This window comes from Streptomyces sp. NPDC006739 (assembly GCF_042869815.1).
Classification (GTDB): Bacteria; Actinomycetota; Actinomycetes; order Streptomycetales; family Streptomycetaceae; genus Streptomyces.
This window is the reverse complement of sequence record NZ_JBIAGM010000006.1, coordinates 401,538-427,472: the sequence shown is the minus strand read 5'-3', so window position 1 is coordinate 427,472 and position 25,935 is coordinate 401,538. Positions and strand designations below refer to the sequence as shown.

General features: G+C 70.9%; 14 protein-coding genes, 1 tRNA gene and 2 rRNA genes. 13 read left to right on the top strand and 4 right to left on the bottom strand.

Features of this window, described 5'->3' with window-relative positions:
- The 4 genes from ACFYMM_RS16135 to ACFYMM_RS16120 all read left to right on the top strand — a co-directional run.
- A 23S ribosomal RNA gene (locus ACFYMM_RS16135) occupies positions 1 to 97 on the top strand; the annotation flags it as partial.
- A gap of 86 nt (positions 98 to 183) precedes the next feature.
- Positions 184 to 300 (top strand): 5S ribosomal RNA (gene rrf, locus ACFYMM_RS16130).
- A 115-nt stretch (positions 301 to 415) separates the two neighbouring features.
- Entirely contained in the window at positions 416 to 1,078 is a 663-nt protein-coding gene (locus tag ACFYMM_RS16125) for a DegT/DnrJ/EryC1/StrS family aminotransferase (protein WP_388386717.1), read from the top strand.
- An 85-nt stretch (positions 1,079 to 1,163) separates the two neighbouring features.
- A tRNA-Thr gene (locus ACFYMM_RS16120) sits at positions 1,164 to 1,239 on the top strand.
- 49 nt (positions 1,240 to 1,288) lie between these two features.
- On the opposite strand, the gene ACFYMM_RS16115 is transcribed toward ACFYMM_RS16120, so the two are convergent.
- Positions 1,289 to 4,045 carry a SpoIIE family protein phosphatase gene (locus tag ACFYMM_RS16115; RefSeq protein WP_388386697.1) on the bottom strand — a complete coding sequence of 919 codons (2,757 nt, stop codon included), beginning with the start codon at positions 4,043 to 4,045 and terminating at the stop codon, positions 1,289 to 1,291.
- A gap of 395 nt (positions 4,046 to 4,440) precedes the next feature.
- Between ACFYMM_RS16115 and ACFYMM_RS16110 the strand changes: the two genes are divergently transcribed.
- The 9 genes from ACFYMM_RS16110 (at position 4,441) to ACFYMM_RS16070 (ending at position 18,913) form a co-directional block, all read left to right on the top strand.
- Positions 4,441 to 9,903 (top strand): HAMP domain-containing protein, encoded by a 5,463-nt coding sequence (locus ACFYMM_RS16110; RefSeq protein WP_388386694.1) that lies wholly within the window; start codon positions 4,441 to 4,443, stop codon positions 9,901 to 9,903.
- A gap of 274 nt (positions 9,904 to 10,177) precedes the next feature.
- Positions 10,178 to 10,864, top strand: coding sequence for a two-component system response regulator (locus ACFYMM_RS16105; RefSeq protein WP_388386692.1), 687 nt, complete (start codon positions 10,178 to 10,180; stop codon positions 10,862 to 10,864).
- A 124-nt stretch (positions 10,865 to 10,988) separates the two neighbouring features.
- On the top strand, positions 10,989 to 13,733 hold the full coding sequence (locus ACFYMM_RS16100) for a DNA translocase FtsK (protein ID WP_388386690.1): 2,745 nt from the start codon (positions 10,989 to 10,991) through the stop codon (positions 13,731 to 13,733).
- A gap of 283 nt (positions 13,734 to 14,016) precedes the next feature.
- Positions 14,017 to 14,856, top strand: coding sequence for a helix-turn-helix domain-containing protein (locus ACFYMM_RS16095; protein WP_388386688.1), 840 nt, complete (start codon positions 14,017 to 14,019; stop codon positions 14,854 to 14,856).
- A gap of 91 nt (positions 14,857 to 14,947) precedes the next feature.
- Positions 14,948 to 16,420 carry a 30S ribosomal protein S12 methylthiotransferase RimO gene (rimO, locus tag ACFYMM_RS16090; RefSeq protein ID WP_388386686.1) on the top strand — a complete coding sequence of 491 codons (1,473 nt, stop codon included), beginning with the start codon at positions 14,948 to 14,950 and terminating at the stop codon, positions 16,418 to 16,420.
- Positions 16,417 to 17,193 carry a CDP-diacylglycerol--glycerol-3-phosphate 3-phosphatidyltransferase gene (pgsA, locus tag ACFYMM_RS16085; RefSeq protein ID WP_388386684.1) on the top strand — a complete coding sequence of 259 codons (777 nt, stop codon included), beginning with the start codon at positions 16,417 to 16,419 and terminating at the stop codon, positions 17,191 to 17,193. Before rimO ends, pgsA begins: the two co-directional genes overlap by 4 nt.
- Positions 17,190 to 17,735, top strand: a complete 546-nt coding sequence (locus tag ACFYMM_RS16080) for a CinA family protein (protein WP_388386682.1) — start codon at positions 17,190 to 17,192, stop codon at positions 17,733 to 17,735. Before pgsA ends, ACFYMM_RS16080 begins: the two co-directional genes overlap by 4 nt.
- 109 nt (positions 17,736 to 17,844) lie before the next feature.
- The gene (locus ACFYMM_RS16075) at positions 17,845 to 18,219 is read left to right on the top strand and encodes a helix-turn-helix domain-containing protein (protein ID WP_388386680.1); all 375 of its coding nucleotides are present in this window, start codon (positions 17,845 to 17,847) and stop codon (positions 18,217 to 18,219) included.
- A gap of 223 nt (positions 18,220 to 18,442) precedes the next feature.
- A complete protein-coding gene (locus ACFYMM_RS16070; protein WP_388386678.1) occupies positions 18,443 to 18,913 on the top strand; it encodes a Dps family protein in 471 nt (156 codons plus the stop codon).
- Positions 18,914 to 19,232: 319 nt separating this feature from the next.
- On the opposite strand, the gene ACFYMM_RS16065 is transcribed toward ACFYMM_RS16070, so the two are convergent.
- From ACFYMM_RS16065 to ACFYMM_RS16055, 3 genes are read right to left on the bottom strand one after another with little or no spacing between them, the layout of a single operon-like run.
- Positions 19,233 to 19,997: an SDR family NAD(P)-dependent oxidoreductase gene (locus ACFYMM_RS16065; protein ID WP_388386676.1), complete on the bottom strand. Its 765-nt coding sequence runs from the start codon at positions 19,995 to 19,997 to the stop codon at positions 19,233 to 19,235.
- 32 nt (positions 19,998 to 20,029) lie between these two features.
- A complete protein-coding gene (locus tag ACFYMM_RS16060) occupies positions 20,030 to 20,890 on the bottom strand; it encodes an Fpg/Nei family DNA glycosylase (protein WP_388386674.1) in 861 nt (286 codons plus the stop codon).
- A gap of 47 nt (positions 20,891 to 20,937) precedes the next feature.
- Positions 20,938 to 25,914 (bottom strand): ATP-dependent helicase, encoded by a 4,977-nt coding sequence (locus ACFYMM_RS16055; protein WP_388386671.1) that lies wholly within the window; start codon positions 25,912 to 25,914, stop codon positions 20,938 to 20,940.
- Between the last annotated feature and the right edge of the window lie 21 nt (positions 25,915 to 25,935).

Genomic DNA, 25,935 nt, shown 5'->3' with positions numbered 1-25,935 from the left:
GTAAGGCTCCCAGTAGACGACTGGGTTGATAGGCCGGATCTGGAAGCACGGTAACGTGTGGAGGTGACCGGTACTAATAGGCCGAGGGCTTGTCCTCAGTTGCTCGCGTCCACTGTGTTGGTTCTGAAACCACGAACAGCCCCACGTTGCCACAACGTGGTCCGGTTGTCAGTTTCATAGTGTTTCGGTGGTCATAGCGTGAGGGAAACGCCCGGTTACATTCCGAACCCGGAAGCTAAGCCTCACAGCGCCGATGGTACTGCAGGGGGGACCCTGTGGGAGAGTAGGACACCGCCGAACAATTTTTGAAAAGGGTTGGACCCTGAACTTCGGTTCAAGGTCCAACCCTTTTTTGGTATGCGTAACTTGACGTTCACTCTGCCCGCCCAGCATCCCTCACATGGGTACTGCTGCAATGCTCAGGGCCGCCGGCGTCGGAGTCGGTGACGAGGTCGTCGTGCCGGCCTTCGGAAACGTCGAAGTGGCCGAGGCCGTCACCCTGGCCGGTGCGCTCCCGACGTTCGCCGACATAGACCCCATGACCTACTGCCTCGACGCGTCCGCCGTGGAAACGGTCATAACTCCGCGCACCGCGGCCATAGTCGTCGTCCACCGCTTCGGGCGTCGGGCCGGCATCGCCGCCCTGCACGAGATCGGGCAGCGGCACGGACTGCTGGTCCTGGAGCAGGGCGAATCCGAAGCGCCGTACGACGAGGTCGCGCAACGCAGGGAGCGGGCCGCCTACCTCGACACCAAGCTCAGGGGCGTACGCACCCCCGAGGGCGGCGACGGACACACCTACCAGCAGTACGTCGTACGGGTGCCGGGCAACGGCCGGCCCGACCGGGACGCCTTCGCCCGAGCCCTGCGCGCCAAGGGAGTCGACTGCCGCGTACCGGTGAAGACGCCCGTGCACCGGCTCCCGGAATTCCGGCGCTGCGTGGCCCTGCCGGAGACCGAGCGGGCCGCCGACGAAACACTCGCACTACCCGTGGACGCCGCATTGACCAAGCGGGAGATGCAGCGGATCGTGTCCGCCTGCAACACCCTCGGCGGACTGCTCCAGCCCGCCTTCTGAGCGAGCCGCCAACGAGTTTGGGAACTCGAGCCTGTTCGAGGTACGATCTATTCCGTTGCCGCGAGGGAAACCTCGAAAGCGACAGGCCCCTATAGCTCAGTCGGCAGAGCGTCTCCATGGTAAGGAGAAGGTCAACGGTTCGATTCCGTTTGGGGGCTCCAGCATAAAAGCCCCGCCCCTTCGGGCGGGGCTTTTTCGTGCGCGGGGGCCTCAGTCCCTGTCCGGACCAGGGATCCGCATCGCCAGAATCGCCATGTCGTCCGACGGGGCGTCCGACGCGAAGCGCTCCACCGCGCGCATGATGCGCGCCGCGACCGCCCCCGCCGTCAGGCCCGTGCAGGTCGTGAGGACATCGGCCAGGCCGTCGTCGCCCAGCATGCGCGTCCCCTCCCGGCGCTCCGTGACGCCGTCGGTCACGCACAGCAGGACATCTCCCGGGTCGAGGGTGACCGTCTCCTCGTACAACTCCAGGTCCTCGATGACGCCGAGCAGCGGCTGAGGTTCGGCCGCCGCCTCCACCGTGCCGTCCTGACGCAGACGCAGCGGCAGCGGATGACCGGCACAGACCACCTTCAGTTGGGCGCTGCCGTCCTCCTGGGACCGCAACTCGCCGTACAACAGCGTCAGGAAGCGGCTGCGGGCGCCCTCGTCCAGGATCGCCGAGTTCAGGCGCTCGAGGACCGCCGGGCCGCTCAGCCCCTCCCGGGCCAGCAGGCGCAGCGCGTGCCGGGCCAGGCCCGTGACCGCCGCCGCGTTCGGGCCGGTACCGCAGACATCGCCGATGGCGAAGCCGTACGCGCCGTCACTGATCGGGAAGACGTCGTAGAAGTCGCCGCCGACCTCGTTGCCCTCACCGGCCGCGCGGTAGATGACCTCCACCTCCACACCGTCGATGGAAGGCAGGCCGGGCGGCAGGAGGCTGCGCTGCAGGGACTGGCTGATGGCGGTGCGCTCCGAGTACAGCCGGGCGTTGTCCAGGGCCAGGGCGGCCCGGCGGGACAAGTCCTCGGCCAGCTCCAGGATTTCCTGACGGAAGTGTTCATCGGTCGGCTTGCCGAGCGTGAGCATGCCGATGACACGGTTACGGGCGACGAGCGGCAGGACCACCGTCTCGCCGCCGACCGCCGAGGCCGTGGCCAGCGTCGGGCCGATACCCGAGGCGAACTGGTGGGTGGGGCCACCGGTCAGCCCGAGACTGCGCATGGAGCTGCGCAGGGCGGCCCGGTGGGCGACCTCGCCGGGAGCCGTCCAGACCCGGGCGCCCGGCGTCGGTACCGGGTCGGGCGGAGCGATCTTCGAAAGCAACGACTTGATGCCGTCGATGAGTTCCTCGTCCTCGTGCAGGACATAGGAGAGGAACGGCTCCGAGGCCTGGTCGGCGATCGTGTACACGGCGCACCAGGTGGCCAGCGTCGGAACCGTCATCTGGGCCATCAGCGCCAGCGTCTGGTCGCGGTCCAGGGTGCCGGCCAGCAGGTCCGAGGCCTCGACGAGGAAACTCAGCGAGCCGCGCCGCAGCCGCTCCAGCTCTCCCAGGCGGGCCGACTCGACGGCCAGCGCGATCCGGTCGGCGGCGAACTGCAGCCGCAGCGCCTCCTCGTTGGAGTACCGGCCGGGCGCCTCGGCCGCGACACCGAGGGAGCCGGTGAGACGGCCCTCGACCTTCAGCGGGACCGTGACGACCGAACGCATGCCCGTGCCGGCCAGGAGCGGGACGGCCCCGGGAACGGCGCTGAGATCGTCGTGGACGGCCGGCATGCGGGCCGAGCCGTAGCGGCCGGGGCCGCCCTCCACGGGGACCCGGGCGAAGCGCTGGCGGGCCGACGGCAGGCCGGTGGAGGCGCGGACCTCCAGTTCGGTCTCGTCGTCGGTGGCCAGCAGCAGGAACGCGGAGTCGGCGTCGAGCATGTCCCGGGCGCGCTCCACCGTGCGCTGCAGCAGGCCGTCCAGGTCGTCCGGGGCGGGGGAGCCGATGAACACCTCGAAAGGGTCCGTGCTCTGGCCGTCGCCTGCCTGGGACCCGTCCGCGGAGGGCACGCGGGGCGGGGTCTGCAGGACGGCGCGCTCGTGGTCGCGGACCAGCAGACAGACCGTGGACGGCTCGCCTCCGGTGTCCCGGACTCTCAGATGGGAGGCGTACACCGAGATCACCCGGCCGTCGGCGCCGCGGATCCCGTAACTGCCCTCCCAGCGGGAGAGCTGGAGCGCCTCGGCGATGCCGGTGCTGGTGCCCGGGGTGTGCGGCCAGGCCGCGAGGTCGTTGAGGGGCCTGCCGGTGACCTGGCCGGCGGTGTAGCCGAAGAGTTCCTCCGCGTCCTCGTTCCACGCCGAGATGTGGCCCTTGCGGTCGATCTGGACGACCGCCACCCGGACCCGGCCGTCGGCCAGCGGCAGCAGGTCGGCGGGGAGCGACGGGCCGGCCGTACGGGTACCGACCGGGCGTTCGGGCAGGTCCAGCTGGAACCAGACGTTCTTGTGCGTGGGTGTGTAGTCCACGCCCCAGCGGGTGGCCAGGGCCGCGCACAGCTGGAGGCCCCGGCCGCCCTCGCGGTCCGGGCTGCCCATGGTGGCGACCGAACCCTGGAGCGGGACCTCGCGCTCCGGATAGCGGTCGGCCACCTCGATGCGTACGCCGTCCTCGGCGCGCAGACAGAGGACCTCGGCGTGCGTGCCCGCGTGCACCACGGCGTTCGTCACCAGCTCGCTGGTCAGGACCACGGCGTCGTCGACGATGTCGGCGAAGCCCCAGCCCTGGAGCGTGTCGCGGACGAAGGAGCGGGCGGTCGCGACCGATCGCCCCACGGGCTCGAAGCTGGCAGCCGCGCGCGCGGTGATCACAGAACTCCTCGGCCGGTTGTCGACGTGCAGGTCTGGAGGGCCGGCCGGCTCGCGCCGCTGCTGCGGCATCAGCTCGCCCGTCGGCCGTGGCTCCGGGGTGTGCCCCCCGGGGATCAGTCCGGTGGTCATGGTCTGCGGCCGCCCTCCGATGCCCGCTCGTTCTCGTGCCACCGCCCAGGCCGGACGGGACCGGCGCGGCTGGACAGCCGCATGCAAGGTTACTTACCTTCGCGGTCCGTGCGGATGCCGGTCGATGGTGTTTACGCCCCCAGGGTGTGCGGACGATGTGCGAAGCTGCCGAACTGTTATGGCCTGGTTCGGACAGGGTGAAACACTGGGCAAGCTTCTGGTGAAGGTCGGATCAGGCTGCGTGCATTCCGTGTACGGCGGGCAGCAGCCCCTGGTGCGGCCGGATCCGATCTGGCAGAAATACGCAGTAGTAACCGGTACGGCGGAGTATCCGGTATGCCGAGTGGCAGTACCTGAGCACGGCAGCAATGGTCGACCCCTGCGGGAGGGACACAGTGGAGTCTGGCGCAGCGACGCGGGGCACGAAGACGCGCGCGAAGGACGGACCGTCCCACGGCAGGCGGCGCGGCGGGACCACGTCTGTGGACACCGCGGCCATGGACCGGCTGCTGGCCGCGCTCGTGGCCATGCGCGACGGGAATTTCCGCAAGCGGCTCACGGTGTCCGGGGACGGCGTGATGTCGGAGATCGCGGCGGTCTTCAACGAGGTGGCCGACCGCAATCTCCATCTGACGGGTGAGCTGTCGAGGGTGCGGCGGATGGTGGGACGTGAGGGAAAACTCACGGAACGGCTGGAGACGGGTGCCTGCGAGGGTTCCTGGGCGGCCGCCATCGACGCCTCCAACGCCCTCGTGGACGATCTCGTACGGCCCGTCTCCGAGGTCAGCCGGGTGCTGACGGGGGTGGCCGAGGGCGACCTGTCGCCGCGCATGGAGCTGCGGACACAGGCGCCGGACGGGACCGGGCATCCGCTGCGGGGCGAGTTCCTGAAGGTCGGCCGTACCGTCAACAACCTGGTCGACCAGTTGTCGACGTTCACCGACGAGGTCACCCGGGTGGCCAGTGAGGTGGGCACCGAGGGCAAGCTGGGCGGCCAGGCCCGGGTGCGCGGTATGTCCGGTTCGTGGAAGGACCTGACGGAGTCCGTCAACACGATGGCGAACCGGCTGACCGCTCAGGTGCGGGACATCGCGCTGGTGACCACGGCGGTCGCCCGCGGTGATCTGTCGCGGAAGGTCACCGTGCACGTGGCCGGCGAGATGCTGGAGCTGAAGAACACCGTCAACGGCATGGTGGACCAGCTGTCGTCCTTCTCCTCCGAGGTGACCAGGGTGGCCCGGGAGGTGGGCACCGAGGGCATTCTCGGCGGTCAGGCGCAGGTGCCGGGCGTGGCCGGAGTGTGGAAGGAGCTGACCGACTCCGTCAACACGATGGCCGGCAACCTGACGGCCCAGGTGCGCGGGATCTCCCAGGTCACCACGGCCGTCGCCAACGGTGACCTGTCGCAGAAGGTGACCGTGCCGGCGCGTGGGGAGGTCGCGCAGCTCGCCGAGACGATCAACCAGATGACCGAGACGCTGCGGATCTTCGCGGACGAGGTGACCCGCGTGGCCAACGAGGTCGGCGGGGAGGGGCGGCTCGGCGGGCAGGCGAACGTGCCGGGTGCCGCGGGCACCTGGAAGGACCTGACGGACTCCGTCAACACGGTCTTCCGGAACCTCACCACGCAGGTGCGGGACATCGCCGCCGTGACGACCGCCGTGGCCAGCGGTGACCTGTCGCAGAAGGTCACCGTCGACGTGGCCGGGGAGATGCTGGAACTGAAGAACACCGTCAACGGGATGGTCGATCAACTGTCCTCGTTCGGTGCCGAGGTCACGCGGGTGGCGCGGGAGATCGGCGTCGAGGGTGAGCTGGGCGGCCAGGCGCAGGTGCCGGGTGCGGCGGGTACGTGGAAGGACCTGACGGACTCCGTCAACACGGCGTTCCGCAACCTCACCGGGCAGGTGCGCAACATCGCCCAGGTGACCACGGCGGTGGCCAACGGCGACCTCTCCCAGAAGGTCACCGTCGACGTCTCCGGCGAGATGCTCCAGCTGAAGAACACCGTGAACACGATGGTGGACCAGCTGTCGAGCTTCGCCGACCAGGTGACCCGGATGGCCCGTGACGTGGGCACGGAGGGCCGGCTGGGCGGTCAGGCCCGGGTGGACGGGGTCTCGGGCACCTGGAAGGAGCTGACGGATTCCGTCAACACGATGGCCGGCAACCTGACGGCCCAGGTGCGCGGGATCTCCCAGGTCACCACGGCCGTCGCCAACGGTGACCTGTCGCAGAAGATCGACGTGGACGCGCGCGGCGAGATCCTGGAGCTGAAGAACACCATCAACACGATGGTCGACCAGCTCTCCGCCTTCGCCGACCAGGTCACCAAGGTGGCCCGTGAGGTGGGTACGGACGGCCGGCTGGGCGGTCAGGCGCAGGTGCCCGGTGTGGCCGGTGTGTGGCGGGACCTGACGGACTCCGTGAACGGCATGGCCGGCAACCTCACGGCCCAGGTGCGCAACATCGCCCAGGTGGCGACCGCGGTGGCCCGGGGTGACCTGTCGCAGAAGATCACGGTGGACGCGCGCGGCGAGATCCTGGAGCTGAAGAACACGCTGAACACGATGGTGGACCAGCTGTCGTCGTTCGCCCAGGAGGTCACGCGGGTGGCCCGCGAGGTGGGTACCGAGGGCATCCTGGGCGGTCAGGCCGAGGTGCAGGGGGTCGCGGGCACCTGGAAGGACCTCACGCAGTCCGTGAACTTCATGGCGAACAACCTGACCATCCAGGTGCGCAACATCGCCGAGGTCACGACCGCGGTCGCCAAGGGCGACCTGTCGAAGAAGATCACCGTTGACGCCAAGGGTGAGATCCTTGAGCTGGTCACGACGGTCAACACCATGGTCGACCAGCTGTCCAGTTTCGCCGAGCAGGTGACCCGGGTGGCCCGTGAGGTGGGTACCGAGGGCATCCTGGGCGGTCAGGCGCATGTGCCGGGTGTCACGGGCATCTGGAAGGACCTCAGCAACAACGTCAACCTGATGGCCAACAACCTGACCATGCAGGTGCGCAACATCTCCCAGGTGTCGGCGGCGGTGGCCAACGGCGACCTGACGCGGCAGGTGACGATCGAGGCGCGCGGTGAGGTCGCGCAGCTCGCGGACACCATCAACACGATGGTCAAGACGCTGAGTTCGTTCGCCGACCAGGTCACGAAGGTGGCCCGTGAGGTGGGCACGGACGGCATCCTGGGCGGTCAGGCGCACGTTCCGGGTGTGGCCGGTACGTGGAAGGACCTCACCGAGTCGGTGAACCAGATGGCGTCCAACCTGACCGGCCAGGTGCGCAACATCGCCATGGTGACCACGGCCATCGCCAAGGGTGACCTGACGAAGAAGATCGACATCGACGCCCGCGGTGAGATCCTGGAGCTGAAGACGACGATCAACACGATGGTCGATCAGCTGTCCAGTTTCGCCGAGGAGGTCACCCGGGTGGCCCGGGAGGTGGGCACGGAGGGCCAGCTCGGCGGCCAGGCACGCGTGCGTGACGTGGACGGCACCTGGCGGGACCTGACCGAGTCGGTGAACGAGATGGCCGGGAACCTGACCCGGCAGGTGCGCGCCATCGCGCGCGTGGCGACCGCGGTGACCCGCGGCGACCTCAACCTGAAGATCGACGTGGACGCGTCCGGTGAGATCCAGGAGCTGCAGGACTACATCAACAAGATGATCGCCAACCTGCGTGACACCACGATCGCCAACAAGGAGCAGGACTGGCTCAAGGGCAACCTCGCCCGGATCTCCGCGCTGATGCAGGGCCGGCGCGACCTGGAGGACGTGGCCTCGCTGATCATGAGCGAGCTGACCCCGGTGGTCTCCGCGCAGCACGGCGCGTTCTTCCTGACGATGCCGCTGGTCGACGACGGCAAGGATCTGAGCGCCGAGAACGAGGAGGCGTACGAGCTGCGGATGCTCGGTTCGTACGGCTACTCGATGGGCTCCATGCCGACGTCGTTCCGGCCGGGTGAGGCGCTGATCGGGACGGCTGCCCAGGAGAAGCGCACGATCCTGGTGGAGAACGCGCCCAGCGGCTACCTGAAGATCTCCTCGGGGCTCGGTGAGGCTCCGCCCGCGCAGGTGATCGTGCTGCCGGTGTTGTTCGAGGGCACGGTGCTCGGTGTGATCGAGCTGGCGTCGTTCACGCCGTTCACGCAGATCCAGAAGGACTTCCTGAACCAGATCGCCGAGATGATCGCGACCAGCGTCAACACCATCTCCGTCAACACCAAGACGGAGGTGCTGCTGAAGCAGTCGCAGGAGCTGACCGAGCAACTGCGCGAGCGGTCGGCCGAGCTGGAGAACCGGCAGAAGGCGCTGCAGGCGTCCAACGCCGAGCTGGAGGAGAAGGCCGAGCTGCTGGCCCAGCAGAACCGCGACATCGAGGTGAAGAACACCGAGATCGAGGAGGCGCGGCAGGTCCTGGAGGAGCGCGCCGAGCAACTGGCCGTCTCCATGCGCTACAAGAGCGAGTTCCTGGCCAACATGTCGCACGAGCTGCGCACCCCGCTCAACTCGCTGCTGATCCTGGCCAAACTGCTCGCCGACAACGCCGAGGGCAACCTCTCGCCGAAGCAGGTCGAGTTCGCCGAGACCATCCACGGCGCCGGTTCCGACCTGCTGCAGCTGATCAACGACATCCTCGACCTGTCGAAGGTCGAGGCGGGCAAGATGGACGTCTCCCCGACGCGCATCGCCCTGGTTCAGCTGGTGGACTACGTGGAGGCGACCTTCCGGCCGCTGACCGCGGAGAAGGGCCTGGACCTGTCCGTACGGGTCTCCCCGGAGCTGCCCGCCACGCTGCACACGGATGAGCAGCGCCTTCTGCAGGTGCTGCGCAACCTGCTGTCAAACGCGGTGAAGTTCACGGACTCGGGGTCGGTGGAGCTGGTGATCCGGCCCGCCAGTGCCGATGTCCCGGTGGGCATCAGGGAGCAGCTGCTGGAGACCGGGTCGCTGACCCAGGCGGACGCGCCGCTGATCGCGTTCTCGGTGACCGACACCGGTATCGGGATCGCGGCGAGCAAGATGCGGGTGATCTTCGAGGCGTTCAAGCAGGCCGACGGCACCACTAGCCGCAAGTACGGCGGTACGGGACTGGGGCTGTCGATCTCCCGGGAGATCGCCCAGCTGCTCGGCGGTGAGATCCACGCGCAGAGCGAACCGGGGCGCGGCTCGACGTTCACACTGTATTTGCCGCTGCACCCCAGCGAACTCCCGCCGCAGGGCTACCAGCAGTCCGTGCCCGCCCTGGAGGCGGTGGAACTGGTCGCCTCCGAGTTCCGTGTGTCCTCGGAGCTGGCCGGTGTGGAGATCGAGACGCCGGCCGAGGTGAAGTCGTACCAGGAGACGCAGAACGGCCCCGCCGCGCTCTTCAGGCGCCGCCGCCGGGGTGTTCCGGCGGCCGAGCAGCGGCCCGAGCAGTGGATGCTCGGCGGGCAGGACCAGGCGGCCCAGTCGCAGCGCGGGGTGCGGTTCGGCGGTGAGAAGGTGCTGATCGTCGACGACGACATCCGCAACGTGTTCGCGCTGACCAGCGTGCTGGAGCAGCACGGCCTGTCCGTGCTGTACGCCGAGAACGGCCGGGAGGGCATCGAGGTCCTGGAGCAGCACGACGACGTGGCGGTCGTTCTGATGGACATCATGATGCCCGAGATGGACGGGTATGCCACGACCTCGGCGATCCGTCGGATGCCGCAGTTCGCGGGGCTGCCGATCATCGCGCTGACCGCGAAGGCGATGAAGGGCGACCGGGAGAAGGCGATCGAGTCCGGCGCGTCCGACTATGTGACGAAGCCGGTCGACCCCGATCATCTGCTGACGGTGATGCGACAGTGGATGCTCGGGGAGTGACGGCGGCGAACGGGTCCGGTGTGAACGGTGCGGGAACCTTCGGCGGACGCCCGGAGTTGCTGACTGAGGGTGGCCGGGGCCGTGTAGAAGTACGGGATTCGGGGAACCTTCTGGTCTCGCGCTGCGTTTCTGCTACGTGCACAGTGACATCGCGGTGACAGGGTGTGTCGACAGGCGGGGTGCGGCTACCATGACCGGCACAAGGACGGGCGGCGAAAGGGAGTCGTCCCCTGGGGCGGCGCCCGGTGTACCGCCGGGGCGAGGAGGGCGGGCCATGGTGCAGAAGGCCAAGATCCTCCTGGTCGATGACCGGCCGGAGAATCTGCTGGCGCTGGAGGCCATCCTCTCTGCGCTCGATCAGACGCTGGTTCGGGCATCGTCCGGGGAGGAAGCGCTCAAAGCACTGCTCACGGACGACTTCGCGGTCATTCTGCTGGACGTCCAGATGCCGGGCATGGACGGTTTCGAGACCGCCGCGCACATCAAGCGGCGAGAACGGACCCGGGACATCCCGATCATCTTCCTCACGGCCATCAACCATGGCCCGCACCACACCTTCCGGGGCTATGCGGCGGGCGCGGTCGACTACATCTCCAAGCCGTTCGACCCCTGGGTGCTGCGCGCGAAGGTCTCGGTTTTCGTCGAGCTGTACATGAAGAACTGCCAGCTGCGGGAGCAGGCGGCGCTGCTGCGGCTGCAGTTGGAGGGCGGTGGCGGCAAGGGCGGTGTCGGCGCCGGCAAGGAGGCGGCGGGTCTGCTCGCCGAACTGTCCGCGCGGCTCGCGGCCGTGGAGGAGCAGGCCGAGGCGCTGTCGAAGCAGTTGGACGACGAGTCGGCGGATGCCGCCGCGGTCGCCACTGCGGCCCATCTCGAACGCAAACTCACGGGGTTGCGCCGCGCGCTCGACGCGCTGGAACCGGGCACGGGTGGGGCCGCCGCGTCGGTCCCCACGCAGAACTGACGGCAGCGGCGGACGCGGTTGCCCATGAGCGCGCGTCAGTTCCGCGCCCCGGCAAGGGCGACACGAACGGGTGAAGCAGCGGGCACACGTGTCGCCCGGCGTCTCCCCCGGTAACCTCACACTCATGGCCTCACGTCCCTCCGCAGCCAAGAAGCAGCCCGCCAAGAAGGCGGCCGCTCCGGCGAAGGCTCCGGCGAGGAAGGCCGCCGCGAAGAAGGCGCCGGCGAAGAAGGCGCCCGCCCGGAAAGCCGCGGCCAAGAAGGCGGTGCCGCCGCCGAGGCCGGCGCCCAGTCCCACCGGTGGCGTCTACCGGCTGGTGCGCGCCCTGTGGCTGGGTCTCGCCCATGCCGTCGGCGCCGTCTTCCGGGGCATAGGGCAGGGCGCCAAGAACCTCGACCCGGCACACCGCAAGGACGGCATCGCGCTGCTGCTGTTCGGCATCGCGCTGATCGTCGCCGCCGGCACCTGGGCCGACCTGCGCGGTCCCGTGGGCAACCTGGTGGAGATCCTGGTCACCGGTGCCTTCGGCCGGCTCGATCTGCTGGTGCCCATACTGCTCGCGGTGATCGCCGTACGGTTCATCCGGCATCCGGAGCAGCCGGAGGCCAACGGGCGGATCGTGATCGGCCTGTCCGCTCTCGTCATCGGCGTGCTCGGCCAGGTCCACATCGCCTGCGGCTCGCCCGCCCGCGGCGCCGGCATGCAGGCCATAAGGGACGCCGGCGGTCTGATCGGCTGGGCCGTGGCCACCCCGCTGACGTACTCCATGACCGATGTGCTCGCCGTACCGCTGCTGGTGCTGCTCACCGTCTTCGGACTGCTCGTCGTCACCGCCACCCCCGTGAACGCCATCCCGCAACGGCTGCGGGCGCTCGGCGTGCGGCTGGGCGTGCTGCACGACTACGACGACGAGGACCCGTTCACCGAGGACGACGAGCGCTACGAGGAGCAGTGGCGCGAGGCGCTGCCCGCGCGCCCCCGCAGGCGCCGGAGCGCCCCTCAGGCGTACGACCCCGAGAGCGCCGAGGACGAGGCCCTCGCCCAGCGCCGGGGCCGGCCCAGGCGCTCCGCCGTGCCGCAGCCGGACATGCACCGTCGGATGGACGCCGTGGACGTCGCCGCGGCCGCGGCCGCCGCGCTCGACGGCGCAGTGCTGCACGGCATGCCGCCCTCCCCGCTGGTCGCCGACCTCACGCAGGGCGTCAGCGTCGGCGACCGCGAGGACACCACGCCGACCCCCACCCCCGCGCCCGCCTCCTCGCCCGTCCCGGCCCCCGCCGGGCGCCCCAAGCAGGAGAAGCTCACCGCCGGACCGGTCCCCGACCTCACCAAGTCGGCCCCCGACGAGCCCCGCGAGCTGCCGGCGCGCGCCGAACAGCTGCAGCTCTCCGGCGACATCACCTACGCGCTGCCGTCCCTCGACCTCCTCACCCGCGGGGGCCCCGGCAAGGCGCGCAGCGCCGCCAACGACGCGGTGGTCGCCTCGCTCACCACCGTCTTCACCGAGTTCAAGGTCGACGCGGCCGTCACCGGCTTCACCCGCGGACCGACGGTCACACGCTACGAGGTCGAGCTGGGCCCCGCCGTGAAGGTCGAGCGGATCACCGCCCTCACCAAGAACATCGCGTACGCCGTCGCCAGCCCCGACGTGCGGATCATCAGCCCGATCCCGGGCAAGTCGGCCGTCGGCATCGAGATCCCCAACACCGACCGGGAGATGGTCAACCTCGGCGACGTGCTGCGCCTCGCGGAGTCCGCGGAGGACGACGATCCGATGCTGGTCGCCTTCGGCAAGGACGTCGAGGGCGGCTACGTCATGCACTCGCTGGCCAAGATGCCGCACATGCTGGTCGCCGGTGCCACCGGTTCCGGCAAGTCGTCCTGCATCAACTGCCTGATCACCTCGGTCATGATGCGGGCGACCCCCGAGGACGTCCGGATGATCCTGGTCGACCCCAAGCGGGTCGAGCTGACCGCCTACGAGGGCATCCCGCACCTGATCACGCCGATCATCACCAACCCCAAGCGGGCCGCGGAGGCCCTGCAGTGGGTCGTACGCGAGATGGACCTGCGCTACGACGACCTGGCGGCCTACGGCTACCGGCACATCGACGACTTCAACCGCGCCGTGCGCGAGGGCAAGGCCAAGCCGCCGGACGGCAGCGAGCGGGAACTCCAGCCGTATCCGTACCTGCTGGTGATCGTCGACGAGCTGGCCGACCTGATGATGGTCGCCCCGCGCGACGTCGAGGACGCGATCGTGCGCATCACGCAGCTCGCGCGCGCGGCCGGCATCCATCTGGTGCTCGCCACCCAGCGCCCGTCGGTCGACGTGGTCACCGGTCTCATCAAGGCCAACGTGCCCTCCCGGCTCGCGTTCGCCACCTCCTCGCTCGCCGACTCGCGGGTCATCCTCGACCAGCCCGGCGCCGAGAAGCTGATCGGCAAGGGCGACGGGCTGTTCCTGCCGATGGGCGCCAGCAAGCCGACCCGAATGCAGGGCGCGTTCGTGACCGAGGCCGAGGTCGCGGTGATCGTCCAGCACTGCAAGGACCAGATGGCGCCGGTCTTCCGGGACGACGTCACCGTGGGCACCAAGCAGAAGAAGGAGATCGACGAGGACATCGGTGACGACCTCGACCTGCTGTGCCAGGCGGCCGAACTGGTCGTCTCCACGCAGTTCGGGTCGACGTCCATGCTCCAGCGCAAGCTGCGCGTCGGCTTCGCCAAGGCGGGCCGGCTGATGGACCTGATGGAGTCCCGGAACATCGTCGGGCCCAGCGAGGGGTCGAAGGCACGTGACGTTCTTGTGAAACCCGACGACCTGGACGGCGTGCTCGCGGTGATTCGCGGGGAGTCTGAGGGGTAGGGACGCGACGCCGCCCGGCGTGTCGGGCTTACACCGGGTGGCCGCACCACCGTGATCCACCCGTTAGAGAGCGGCGGGCAACCGTTTCCCTTTGCCGTACGTCAAGTTGAGCGGAAGGACAGGTACGGGCCCCGTTTCGGGGTGGTGCACGTCGGTCCCGCCGTTGGGATGACCGGCCATTCCTATGGCGTACAAATATCACCGCCCGGTTGCCCCACCCTTTCGCACCCGACCTAGACTGAACGTCCAGCACAGGTGGCTCAAACGCTCGAAAGGCGCCCCCGTGTCCATCGGCAACTCCCCTGAAGACGAGCGTCCCTTCCCCGACGTGTCCGAGGAAGCCGGCACTTCCGTGGGGCGCGCCCTCAAGCAGGCGCGCATCGCGGCCGGGCTCACCGTCGACGATGTCAGCAGCGCCACTCGTGTCCGTATCGCCATCGTGCACGCCATCGAAGCCGACGACTTCGCCCCCTGCGGCGGTGACGTCTACGCCCGTGGGCACATCCGGACCCTGGCCAGGGCCGTCCACCTCGATCCCGCCCCGCTGATCGCGCGGTACGAGGACGAGCACGGTGGACGCCCGGCCCCGACGCCGGCCGCGCCCCTGTTCGAGGCGGAACGGATCCGCCCCGAGCGGCGGGGACCGAACTGGACCGCGGCCATGGTCGCCGCGATCGTCGCCGTGGTCGGCTTCGTCGGGTTCACCGCCTTCAGGGGCGGCGACAGCGGGAGCGACGCCAAGTCGCAGATCGCCGAGGGCGTCACGCCCTCCACCAGCAAGGCCGCCTCGCCCACGCCCAAGAAGGACAAGCCCGCACCCTCGGCCGAGCCGTCCGACAGCGCCATCGCGGCCGCGCCCCAGGACAAGGTCACCGTCCAGGTCAGCGCTCCCAACGGTCGCAGCTGGATCTCGGCGAAGGACCACAACGGGCGCATGCTGTTCGACGGGCTGCTCAAGAAGGGCGAGTCCAAGACCTTCCAGGACAGCTCGAAGATCAACCTCATCCTCGGCGACGCCGGGGCCATCGAGCTGTACGTCAACGGCAAGAAGATCCAGAACGACTTCCAGCCCGGCGCCGTGGAGCGGCTGACCTACACCAAGGGCGACCCCGAGGTCGGCTGAGAGGCCCCAGGGACGCGCACGAACGGGGTTGGCCAAGATCGGCCAACCCCGTCGACGTGGGGTGTCAGTGGGACGAAGTAGTCTTGAGCCCATGCCTGAACGCCGTACCGTCGCACTCGTCACCCTTGGCTGCGCCCGTAACGAGGTGGACTCGGAGGAGCTCGCAGGCCGTTTGGAGGCGGACGGCTGGGACCTCGTCGAGGACGCCGCGCACGCGGATGTCGCCGTGGTCAACACCTGTGGCTTCGTCGAGGCCGCCAAGAAGGACTCCGTCGACGCCCTCCTGGAGGCCAACGACCTCAAGGGGCACGGCAGAACCCAGGCTGTCGTGGCGGTGGGTTGCATGGCCGAGCGGTACGGCAAGGAACTGGCCGAGGCCCTCCCCGAGGCCGACGGCGTGCTCGGCTTCGACGACTACGCCAACATCTCCGACCGTCTGCAGACCATTCTGAACGGCGGCATCCACGCCGCCCACACCCCGCGCGACCGGCGCAAGCTGCTGCCGATCAGTCCGGCCGAGCGCCAGGGGTCGGCGGCCGAGATCTCGCTGCCCGGACACGGACCCGCGGACCTTCCGGACGGCGTCGCTCCGGCCTCAGGCCCCCGGGCGCCCCTGCGCCGCCGCCTGGACGGCGCCCCGGTCGCCTCGGTCAAGCTGGCCTCCGGCTGCGACCGGCGCTGCTCCTTCTGCGCCATCCCGTCCTTCCGCGGCTCCTTCATCTCGCGCCGCCCGAGCGACGTGCTGAACGAGACCCGCTGGCTGGCCGAGCAGGGCGTCAAGGAGATCATGCTGGTCTCCGAGAACAACACCTCCTACGGCAAGGACCTGGGCGACATCCGCCTGCTGGAGTCCCTGCTGCCCGAGCTGGCCGAGGTCGACGGCCTGGAGCGGGTGCGCGTGAGCTACCTCCAGCCCGCCGAGATGCGCCCCGGCCTGATCGACGTACTGACCTCCACTCCCAAGGTCGCCCCGTACTTCGACCTGTCCTTCCAGCACTCCGCTCCCGACGTGCTGCGCGCGATGCGCCGCTTCGGCGACACCGACCGCTTCCTGGAACTGCTCGACACCATCCGGAGCAAGGCCCCCGAGGCGGGGGTGCGCTCGAACTTCATCGTCGGCTTCCCCGGCGAGTCCGAGGCCGACCTGGCCGAGCTGGAGCGCTTCCTGACCGGTGCGCGTTTGGACGCCATCGGTGTCTTCGGCTACTCCGACGAGGAGGGCACGGAGGCGGCGACGTACGACCACAAGCTGGACGAGGACGTCGTCGCCGAACGGCTCGCCCACATCTCCCGCCTCGCGGAGGAACTCGTCTCGCAGCGGGCCGAGGAGCGCGTCGGCCAGAGCGTGCACGTCCTCGTCGAGTCCGTCGACGAGGAGGAGGGCGTGTACGGACGGGCGGCCCACCAGGCCCCGGAGACGGACGGCCAGGTGCTGCTCACGAGCGGCGAAGGTCTGAGCGTCGGTCGTATGGTCGAGGCAAAGGTGGTCGGGACCGAAGGTGTCGATCTGGTGGCCGAGCCGCTGACGGGCTCGCTCGGGTGTAGTGAGGAGGCGGGCAGATGACCGGAGTCCCGGCTTCCGCCGCGGGCGGCTCCTCCGGCGCGCAGGGCGCCCCGGGCGGCTCCGCCGGTGCTTCCGGCACGGCGGCTGGTTCCGGGCCCGGTTCCTCTCCCGCGGGCTCCGGCGGCGTCGGCCACGGCGATGCCAGGCAGGCCCGGGGCGGAAAGCTGGCGGCCGCTGCCGTCAACCAGGCCAGCGTGTGGAACGTCGCCAATCTGCTGACCATGCTCAGGCTGCTGCTCGTCCCCGCTTTCGTGGCACTGATGCTGACCAACGGCGGATACGACCCGGCCTGGCGGTCGCTGGCCTGGGCGGCCTTCGCCGTGGCCATGATCACCGACCTGTTCGACGGGCATCTGGCGCGCACCTACAACCTGGTCACCGACTTCGGGAAGATCGCCGACCCCATCGCCGACAAGGCGATCATGGGCGCGGCGCTGATCTGCCTGTCCTCCCTGGGCGATCTGCCCTGGTGGGTGACGGCCGTGATCCTCGGCCGGGAACTCGGCATCACACTGCTGCGTTTTCTCGTCATTCGCTACGGCGTGATCCCGGCCAGCCGGGGCGGCAAGCTCAAGACCCTCACCCAGGGCGTGGCCGTCGGGATGTACGTACTGGCACTGACGGGGTGGCTGGCCACGCTGAGGTTCTGGGTGATGGCGGCGGCGGTGGTGCTGACCGTCGTGACCGGTCTCGACTATGTGAGACAGGCCATTGTGCTGCGCAGGCAGGGAATCGCCGAGCGCGCGGCGGCGTTGGAGGAGACGGAAGCGTGAGTTCCTCGGCCACCGAACTGGTGCGACTACTCACGGTGAGGGGTGAGACGCTCGCCGTCGCCGAGTCGCTCACCGGTGGCCTGGTAGCGGCGGAGATCACCTCGGTCCCCGGGGCGTCCAAGGTCTTCCGGGGTTCGGTCACCGCCTACGCCACCGAGTTGAAACACCGGCTGCTGGGTGTCGACGCCACCTTGCTGGCCCAGCGCGGAGCGGTGGATCCGCAGGTGGCGGCCCAGATGGCGGCCGGAGCGCGGAAGGCTCTGGGAGCCGACTGGGGCATCGCGACGACCGGAGTGGCCGGTCCCGAACCACAGGACGGGCAGCCCGTCGGGACGGTCTTCGTCGCCGTCGAGGGGCCCTGTGACGCCGGTTCCGGTTCTGCCGCCGGCGGAAAAGTGGGGGCCCTGCGGTTGAACGGCGACCGTGCGGAAATTCGTATGGAGAGTGTACGGAGCGTACTCGCACTGCTTCTGAAGGAGCTTGCGGGCGAACAGACCGGGAATGAGCGGGCACAGGATACGGAACGGAACGGGGGGTTTTGATGTTTGCAGCCCTGAGTGAACACGACATCGCTCCCCGCACGGCCGCGGCGCAAGGCGGTACGGTGGGGCGTGAAGGATGCGGCTACGCGGTCCGAGGAGGGAGCCACCGATGATTCTGCTCCGTCGCCTGCTGGGTGACGTGCTGCGTCGGCAGCGCCAACGCCAGGGCCGTACTCTGCGCGAAGTCTCCTCGTCCGCCCGAGTCTCACTCGGCTATCTCTCCGAGGTGGAGCGGGGGCAGAAGGAGGCTTCCTCCGAGCTGCTCTCCGCCATCTGCGACGCGCTGGACGTACGGATGTCCGAGCTCATGCGGGAAGTGAGCGACGAACTCGCACTCGCCGAGCTGGCCCAGTCTGCTGCGGCCACCGAGCGCGTACCCACGCCGGTTCGCCCGATGCTGGGTTCCGTGTCGGTGGCGGGCGTGCCACCGGAACGGGTGACCATCAAGGCGCCCGCCGAGGCGGTCGACGTGGTCGCCGCCTGACGTTCGCATCGATCCGCTCACGCGGGTCATGTGCGGTGCTGCGAGCCGACGCAACACGTGTGAGGCCCCGGCCGGGGCTTCTCCGGGAGAACCCGGAGAGGTGCGGGCGGGGCTTTCGTGCGCCGCGGTGCGGCCGGGACGCGGCCTTCGTCCGTTTGCCGGCCGGGGGTGCTGCGGTCATCGTTGAGGGACGCGGCGGGGGCGAATGACCGGAGAGTGACGCATGTACGTCGTCAAGAGCCCGTTGTCCGACCCGGACCTCAAGACCGTCGCCGAGGCGCTGCAGGGCGCGCTCGTCGACCTGATCGACCTCTCCCTGGTCGCCAAGCAGGTCCACTGGAACGTGGTCGGCCCCCGCTTCCGTTCCGTTCATCTGCAGCTCGACGAGGTCGTCGCCTCCGCGCGCACCCACTCGGACACCGTCGCGGAACGGGCCTCGGCGCTCGGTGTCCCGCCGGACGGCCGGGCGGCGACGGTCGCCTCCGGAACCGGCATCGGCGCTACCCCCTCGGGCTGGATCAAGGACGCGGACGGGGTGCGGGCCCTCGTGGACGCCCTGGGCGCGGTGATCACGCGGATGCGGCAGCGGGTGGCGTCGACCGAGGCGGCGGATCAGGTGACCCAGGACCTCCTCATCGGGATCACCGCCGATCTCGAGAAGCATCACTGGATGTTCCAGGCGGAGAACGCGTGACCCTGAGGCACGGGCGGTGTGCGGGGATGCGTCCGTGAGCCCCCGGTGCGCCTTCCCGGCGGGTCAGACGGCGGTCTAGCGTCCGGCTGGAGGTGGCGGCCCATGGTGGGGCGGGCAGTGCGCTGGGGGGCCGTTCTCGGGCTCGGTGCGGTGTGGTGGTGGGCCGTGCTGCGGATCGCCTTCGGGGAGGGGGCCGGGGTGCTCGAAGGCGCCGTCGCGGCAGGCGGGTGGGGGCTGAGCCTGCTGCCGGTGCACTGTGTGCCCGAGGCGGGGGCGGTGGGGGCGCGGCGGTGGCGGGCGGCCTGGTGGGCGGGGGGCGCTACCAGGGCATCGCCACGCCCCCGTTCGGACGCAGGATCTGGCCCGTCGTGAACGCCGACGCGTCGGATGCCAGGTGCAGTACGGCGTGCGCGATGTCGTCCGGATCGCCGACCCGGCCCAGCGGTGACATCCGGGCCATCCGGGCCTCCGTGTGCTGCTGCGCCTCGCGGTCGTGGCGGTCGGTCATGGGGGTGCGGATCCAGCCGGGTGCCACGGCGTTGACCCGGATGCCGTGCCGGCCCACCTCGTTCGCGAGGGTCTTCGTCAGCTGGACGACGGCGGCCTTCGCCGCGCCGTAGCACAGGAGTCCGGGTCCGCCGGTGTCGACGGCGCCCGAGGCCATGGTGACGATGCTGCCCGGGGTGCGGTGGGCGAGCATCAGCCGGGCGGCCTCCTGGCAGGCGTAGAGCACGCCCTTGAAGTTGACGTTCAGAACGCGGTCGAGGTCCTCGTCGCAGGTCTCCAGTACCGGGCTGGTGTGCATGATCCCGGCGATCGCCGCCATCACGTCCAGGCGCTCGCAGGACCGGACGGCCTGGCCGAGCCGTTCCCGGTCGGTGACGTCGAGGGGGTGGGTGTGGGCGGTGCCGCCGCGGTCCTTGATCAGGGTCGCCGTGCCGTGCAGGCCGTCCTCGTCCCGGTCGGCGCAGTGCACCGTCGCGCCCGCCTCGGCGAGCAGGACCGCGCTGGCCCGGCCGATGCCACTGGCGGCGCCGGTGACGAATGCGGTGCGTCCGGTGAGGTCGTACGCCTTGAGGGCCATAAGGCGACGGTACGAGCGTTTCTGACGGTCCGTCAATCGGATGTGCGGGGACCGGTGTAGCGGTTGTGGCGGGTCCGGTGCGTGCGCGGTGTGCCCCGGGTGGGGGAGGGGCCGGTCTGACAGGTGGGGCACCAGTACGTGGGGCGCTCGCGTGAGCCGTCGCCCTGGTCGGCCACCCGGATCGAGGTGCCGCAGCGCAGGCAGGGGCGGGGCGCGCGGCCGTAGACGAACAGGTCCTGTCCGCGCAGGCCGGTGGTCCGGCGGACCGGGCGGTCGCGGTTGGTCTCCAGGAGCCGCTTGGCGAGCGTGGGCAGTCGGGCGGCCCGGTCGGCGGGAAGGACGCCGACGGGGAGCCAGGGGGTGACGCCCAGCAGGAAGCACATCTCGGACTTGTACACATTGCCGATGCCGGCGAGGTTGCGCTGGTCGAGCAGGGCCTCGCCGAGCGGGCGGGCGGGGTCCGTGAGCAGGTTCGCCAGGGCCCGGTCGGCGTCCCAGTCCGGCCCGAGCAGGTCGGGCCCCAGATGCCCGACCGCGCGCTCCTCCTCGGTGGTGCGCAGGAACTCCAGGACCTGGAGGCGGTAGCCGACCGCCGTGCGGTCCGCGGTCCCGAGAACGGCCCGGATCTGGTGGGACGGGCCGCCCTTCCAGCGTTCGCCGGTGCCGTAGACCTTCCAGGATCCCTCCATGCGCAGATGCGTGTGCAGGGTCAGGCCGCCGTCGAAGCGGGTGAGCAGGTGTTTGCCGCGGGCAGCCGTGTCGAGGACGGTGCGGCCGGTGAGGTCGACCGTGGCGTACTTGGGGACCCGGAAGTCGCTTCGGGTCAGCACCTTGCCCGCGAGCGCGTCGTGCAGCCGGCTCGCGGCCTGCCAGACCGTGTCACCCTCGGGCATGGGTCAAGGGTGACACGGAGGAGCGGACCGGGGTCGGCCGCGCTCTCTCAGGCCCGCAGGCGCAGCCCGCGCGGGGTCGCTATGAAGCCCGCTCCCTCCAGGAGGGTGCCCAGGGGGGAGGTCAGTGCGGCGGCGCCGTTGACGCGCTCCACCGTGACCGTGCCGAGGGTGCCCGCCCGGGCCGCCGCGGCGAGGGCGTCGGCGGCCGTACGCAGGCGGGGGTCGTCGGTGGCCGCGAGGTCCGGGGCCGAGGGCCAGGCGAGCAGGGTCTTGCCGCCGCGCTCCATGTAGAGGGTCAGTTCGCCCTCGACCAGCACGACCAGCGAGCCCGCCTTGCGGCCCGGCTTGTGCCCGGCGCCGGTGGGCGGCTCGGGCCAGCCGAGGGCCGCTCCATAGGCGTTCGCGGGATCGGCCGCCGCGAGGACCACGGCTCCCGGGTCGGGGGTGCGGGGGCGGTCACGGTGCTCGCCGAAGCCCGAGAACCCGTACGGCGCGGGGCCGCCGCGCGGGCCGCCGTAGCCGGGGGAGGCGAAGGGGTCGGTGGGGGCGATGTCACGCGGCGAGACGTAGTCGCCCGGTGCGGGACGGTGGTCCTGCGGCCAGGTGAAGTCGCCGTCGAGGGCGGCGAAGTCGTGTTCTCCGTCGGCTCCTTCCGTGCCGTCGGCCCAGTCGAAGCGGTCGGGTGCCGCGTGGCCGCGCTCAGGCGGGGTGAACCGGCTGGAGCCGTCGGCCGCGAAACCCCGGGCGCCGTCGGCGGACCCGGGGCCGGGCAGACCCTCCCCGCGGTCACGGGCGGTGGACACCGCGCGCAGGCGGTCGACCGCGCCGTCCATCGCGAACTGGGCGGCGCCGAGGCCCTCGACCACATAGCCGCGCCTGGCCTGTCCGCTCTCCTCGAAGGCGGACAGGATGCGGTACACCGCCGAGAAGCCGCCCTCGACGCCCTCCGCGGCGACCGCTCCCCGGGTGACCACTCCGTGCCGGTCCAGGAGCGTGCGGGCCAGCGCGTGAGCGCGCACGGTGGGGTCCGGGTCGCGCGGGGGCAGCAGCGACCAACGGCCGGCGACGGTCGGCGGGCCGCCGCGGGAGGCGGGGCGGGCGGCGGCCGTCAGGGAGCCGTAGCGGCCGCGCGGGACGGTGCGCTTGGCCCGGTGGGCCGTGGAGCCGGCGGTACGGCCCGAGCCCAGGACCGAGCGCAGCGGCGCGAGGGTGTCGTTGGTGAGCCGCCCGGACCAGGTCAGATCCCAGACGGCGTCGGCCAGTTGGGGGTCGGTGGCGTCGGGGTGCGTGGTGGCGCGGACCTGGTTGGCGATCTGGCGGAAGAACAGGCCGTAGCCGCCGGAGAGGGCGTCGAGGACGGACTGGTGAAGCGCCGTCAGCTCCAGGGGGTGGGGCGGCGGCAGCAGCAGGGGGGCCGCGTCCGCCAGCTGGAGGGAGACCCAGCCGTCCTTGCCGGGCAGGGCGCCCGCGCCGGCCCACACGACCTCACCGGCGGCGGTGAGTTCGTCGAGCATCGACGGGGAGTAGTTCGCCACGCGCGACGGGAGGATCAGCTTCTCCAGGGCCGAGGCGGGCACGGACGCGCCCTGCAGCTGCTCCACGGCACGCACCAGCCCGTCGACGCCGCGCAGGCCGTGGCCCTTGCCGAGGTGCTGCCACTGCGGCAGGAACTGGGCCAGCGCGGCCGGCGGCACGGGCTCCAGCTCGTGCCGCAGGGCAGCCAGCGAGCGGCGGCGCAGCCGGCGCAGCACGGCCGTGTCGCACCACTCCTGGCCGATGCCCGCCGGATGGAACTCGCCCTGGACGACACGGCCGCTCGCGGCGAGCCGCTGGAGGGCACCCTCGGTGACGGCCACGCCCAGGCCGAACCGGGCCGCCGCCGTGGCCGAGGTGAACGGGCCGTGGGTGCGGGCGTGGCGGGCGAGGAGGTCACCGAGCGGGTCCTTGACCGGTTCCGTGAAGGCCTCGGGGACACCGACCGGAAGCGCCGTACCGAGCGCGTCGCGCAGTCGGCCCGCGTCCTCGATCGCCGCCCAGTGGCCGGTGCCTGCGATCCGGACCCGGATGGCCCTGCGGGCGGCGGCCAGCTCGCGGGCCCAGGCCGGCTCGGCGCCCCGCTCGGCCAGCTCGGCGTCGGTCAGTGGGCCGAGCAGCCGCAGGATGTCGGCGACGCCTTCGACGTCCTTGATCCGGCGGTCCTCCGTCAGCCACTGCAGCTCGCGCTCCAGCTCTGCCAGCACCTCCGCGTCGAGCAGCTCGCGCAGCTCCGCCTGGCCCAGCAGCTCGGCCAGCAGCCGTGAGTCCAGGGAGAGCGCGGCGGCCCGGCGCTCGGCGAGCGGGGAGTCGCCCTCGTACAGGAACTGGGCGACGTAACCGAACAGGAGGGAGCGGGCGAAGGGCGAGGGTTCGGGGGTGGTGACCTCGACCAGACGCACCTTGCGGGACTCGATGTCGCCCATCAGCTCGACGAGCCCGGGGACGTCGAAGACGTCCTGGAGACACTCGCGGACCGCCTCCAGTACGATCGGGAAAGAGCCGAACTCGCTCGCCACCTGCAGCAGTTGCGCGGCCCGCTGGCGCTGCTGCCACAGCGGGGTCCGCCTGCCCGGGGTGCGGCGCGGCAGCAGCAGGGCGCGGGCGGCGCACTCACGGAACCGGGAGGCGAACAGCGCCGAGCTGCCCACCTGGTCCGTGACGACCTGGTCGACCTCGCCCTTGTCGAAGGCGACGTCCCCGGCGCCGACCGGGGCCTGCTCGGTGTCGTACTCGGTGCCCGCCTTCATGGGTTCCTGATCCAGCAGGTCCAGGCCCATCAGGTCGGCGTCCGGCAGGCGCAGGACGATGCCGTCGTCGGCGTGCATCACCTGCGCGTCCATGCCGTACCGCTCGGAGAGTCGGGCGCCCAGGGCGAGGGCCCAGGGGGCGTGGACCTGGGCGCCGAAGGGCGAGTGGACGACGACCCGCCAGTCGCCGAGTTCGTCGCGGAAGCGCTCCACGACGATGGTGCGGTCGTCCGGGACATGGCCGCAGGCCTCGCGCTGCTCGTCCAGGTAGGACAGGACGTTGTCCGCGGCCCACGTGTCCAGGCCCGCCGCGAGCAACCGGAGCCGGGCGTCCTCCTTGGACAGGGAGCCGACCTCGCGCAGGAACGCGCCCACCGCGCGCCCCAGTTCCAGCGGGCGGCCCAGCTGGTCCCCCTTCCAGAAGGGGAGCCTGCCGGGAACGCCCGGCGCGGGGGAGACCAGCACCCGGTCACGGGTGATGTCCTCGATCCGCCAGGAGCTGGTGCCCAGGGTGAACACATCGCCCACCCGGGACTCGTAGACCATCTCCTCGTCCAGCTCGCCGACCCGGCCGCCGCCCTTCTTGGGGTCGGAACCGGCGAGGAAGACCCCGAACAGCCCCCGGTCGGGGATCGTGCCGCCGGAGGTGACCGCGAGGCGCTGCGCGCCGGGGCGGCCGGTGACCGTGCCGGCCACGCGGTCCCACACCACACGCGGGCGCAGCTCCGCGAACGCGTCGGACGGGTAGCGGCCCGCGAGCATGTCGAGGACGGCCGTGAACGCCGACTCCGGCAGCGAGGCGAAGGGGGCCGCGCGGCGGACCATGGCGAGCAGGTCGTCGAACTGCCAGGTGTCCAGCGCCGTCATGGCGACCAGCTGCTGGGCGAGCACGTCCAGGGGGTTGGCGGGCACCTTCAGGGACTCGATGGAGCCCGACCGCATCCGCTCGGTGACCACGGCCGCCTGGACCAGGTCGCCCCGGTACTTGGGGAAGACCACGCCGGTGGAGACCGCGCCCACCTGGTGTCCCGCCCGGCCGACGCGCTGGAGGCCGGACGCGACCGAGGGCGGCGACTCGACCTGGACGACGAGGTCGACTGCGCCCATGTCGATGCCCAGTTCGAGACTGGAGGTGGCGACCACGGCCGGCAGACGGCCCGCCTTGAGGTCCTCCTCGACCAGGGCGCGCTGCTCCTTGGAGACCGAGCCGTGGTGTGCGCGGGCGATGACCGGGGGCGCTCCCTGGGCGGCTCCGGAGCCCCCCATCAGCTGGGCGGGGGCGTGGTGTTCCGGCAGGGGCTCGCCGGTCGCCCGCTCGTACGCGATCTCGTTGAGCCGGTTGCACAGCCGCTCAGCCAGACGACGGGAGTTGGCGAACACGATCGTGGAGCGGTGCGCCTGGACCAGGTCGGCGATCCGCTCCTCGACGTGCGGCCAGATCGAGGGCCGCTCGGCTCCTTCGTTCCCGTCGGCCACGGGCGAGCCGCCCAGTTCGCCCAGGTCCTCCACGGGGACCACGACGGAGAGGTCGAACTCCTTGCCGGAGTCCGGCTGGACGATCTCCGCCTTGCGCCGGGGTGAGAGATAGCGGGCCACCTCGTCGACCGGGCGGACGGTCGCGGACAGGCCGATGCGGCGGGCGGGCCTCGGCAGCAGCTCGTCCAGACGCTCCAGGGAGAGCGCGAGATGCGCGCCGCGCTTGGTGCCCGCGACCGCGTGCACCTCGTCCAGGATCACCGTCTCCACGCCCGTCAGCGCGTCGCGCGTGGCCGACGTCAGCATCAGGAACAGCGACTCCGGGGTGGTGATCAGGATGTCCGGCGGCCGGGTGGAGAGGGCGCGGCGCTCCGCGGCCGGGGTGTCACCGGAGCGGATGCCGACCTTGACCTCGGGCTCCGGCAGGCCCAGGCGCACGGACTCGTGGCGGATGCCGGTCAGCGGGCTGCGCAGGTTGCGCTCGACGTCGACCGCGAGGGCCTTGAGCGGAGACACGTAGAGCACCCGGCAGCGCTTTTTCGGGTCGGCCGGGGGCGGTGTCGAGGCGAGCTGGTCCAGGGCGGCGAGGAACGCGGCCAGCGTCTTGCCCGAGCCGGTCGGGGCCACCACCAGCACGTCCGAACCCGCGCCGATGGCCCGCCACGCGCCCGCCTGGGCCGCGGTGGGCGCGGAGAAGGCCCCCGTGAACCAGCCGCGGGTCGCGGGGGAGAAGCCGTCGAGGGCCCGGTGTGCGGAGCTGACCATGCGTCCATCCTGCACCCGGCC

Bases quoted from the DNA above. Each gene is read 5' to 3' on its own strand.
- ACFYMM_RS16115 (WP_388386697.1), bottom strand. From the start codon at position 4,045: ATGACCACCGGACTGATCCCCGGGGGGCACACCCCGGAGCCACGGCCG.
- ACFYMM_RS16125 (WP_388386717.1), top strand. From the start codon at position 416: ATGCTCAGGGCCGCCGGCGTCGGAGTCGGTGACGAGGTCGTCGTGCCG.
- ACFYMM_RS16105 (WP_388386692.1), top strand. From the start codon at position 10,178: ATGGTGCAGAAGGCCAAGATCCTCCTGGTCGATGACCGGCCGGAGAAT.
- ACFYMM_RS16075 (WP_388386680.1), top strand. From the start codon at position 17,845: ATGATTCTGCTCCGTCGCCTGCTGGGTGACGTGCTGCGTCGGCAGCGC.
- ACFYMM_RS16055 (WP_388386671.1), bottom strand. From the start codon at position 25,914: ATGGTCAGCTCCGCACACCGGGCCCTCGACGGCTTCTCCCCCGCGACC.
- ACFYMM_RS16070 (WP_388386678.1), top strand. From the start codon at position 18,443: ATGTACGTCGTCAAGAGCCCGTTGTCCGACCCGGACCTCAAGACCGTC.
- ACFYMM_RS16060 (WP_388386674.1), bottom strand. From the start codon at position 20,890: ATGCCCGAGGGTGACACGGTCTGGCAGGCCGCGAGCCGGCTGCACGAC.
- ACFYMM_RS16100 (WP_388386690.1), top strand. From the start codon at position 10,989: ATGGCCTCACGTCCCTCCGCAGCCAAGAAGCAGCCCGCCAAGAAGGCG.
- rimO (WP_388386686.1), top strand. From the start codon at position 14,948: ATGCCTGAACGCCGTACCGTCGCACTCGTCACCCTTGGCTGCGCCCGT.
- ACFYMM_RS16065 (WP_388386676.1), bottom strand. From the start codon at position 19,997: ATGGCCCTCAAGGCGTACGACCTCACCGGACGCACCGCATTCGTCACC.
- pgsA (WP_388386684.1), top strand. From the start codon at position 16,417: ATGACCGGAGTCCCGGCTTCCGCCGCGGGCGGCTCCTCCGGCGCGCAG.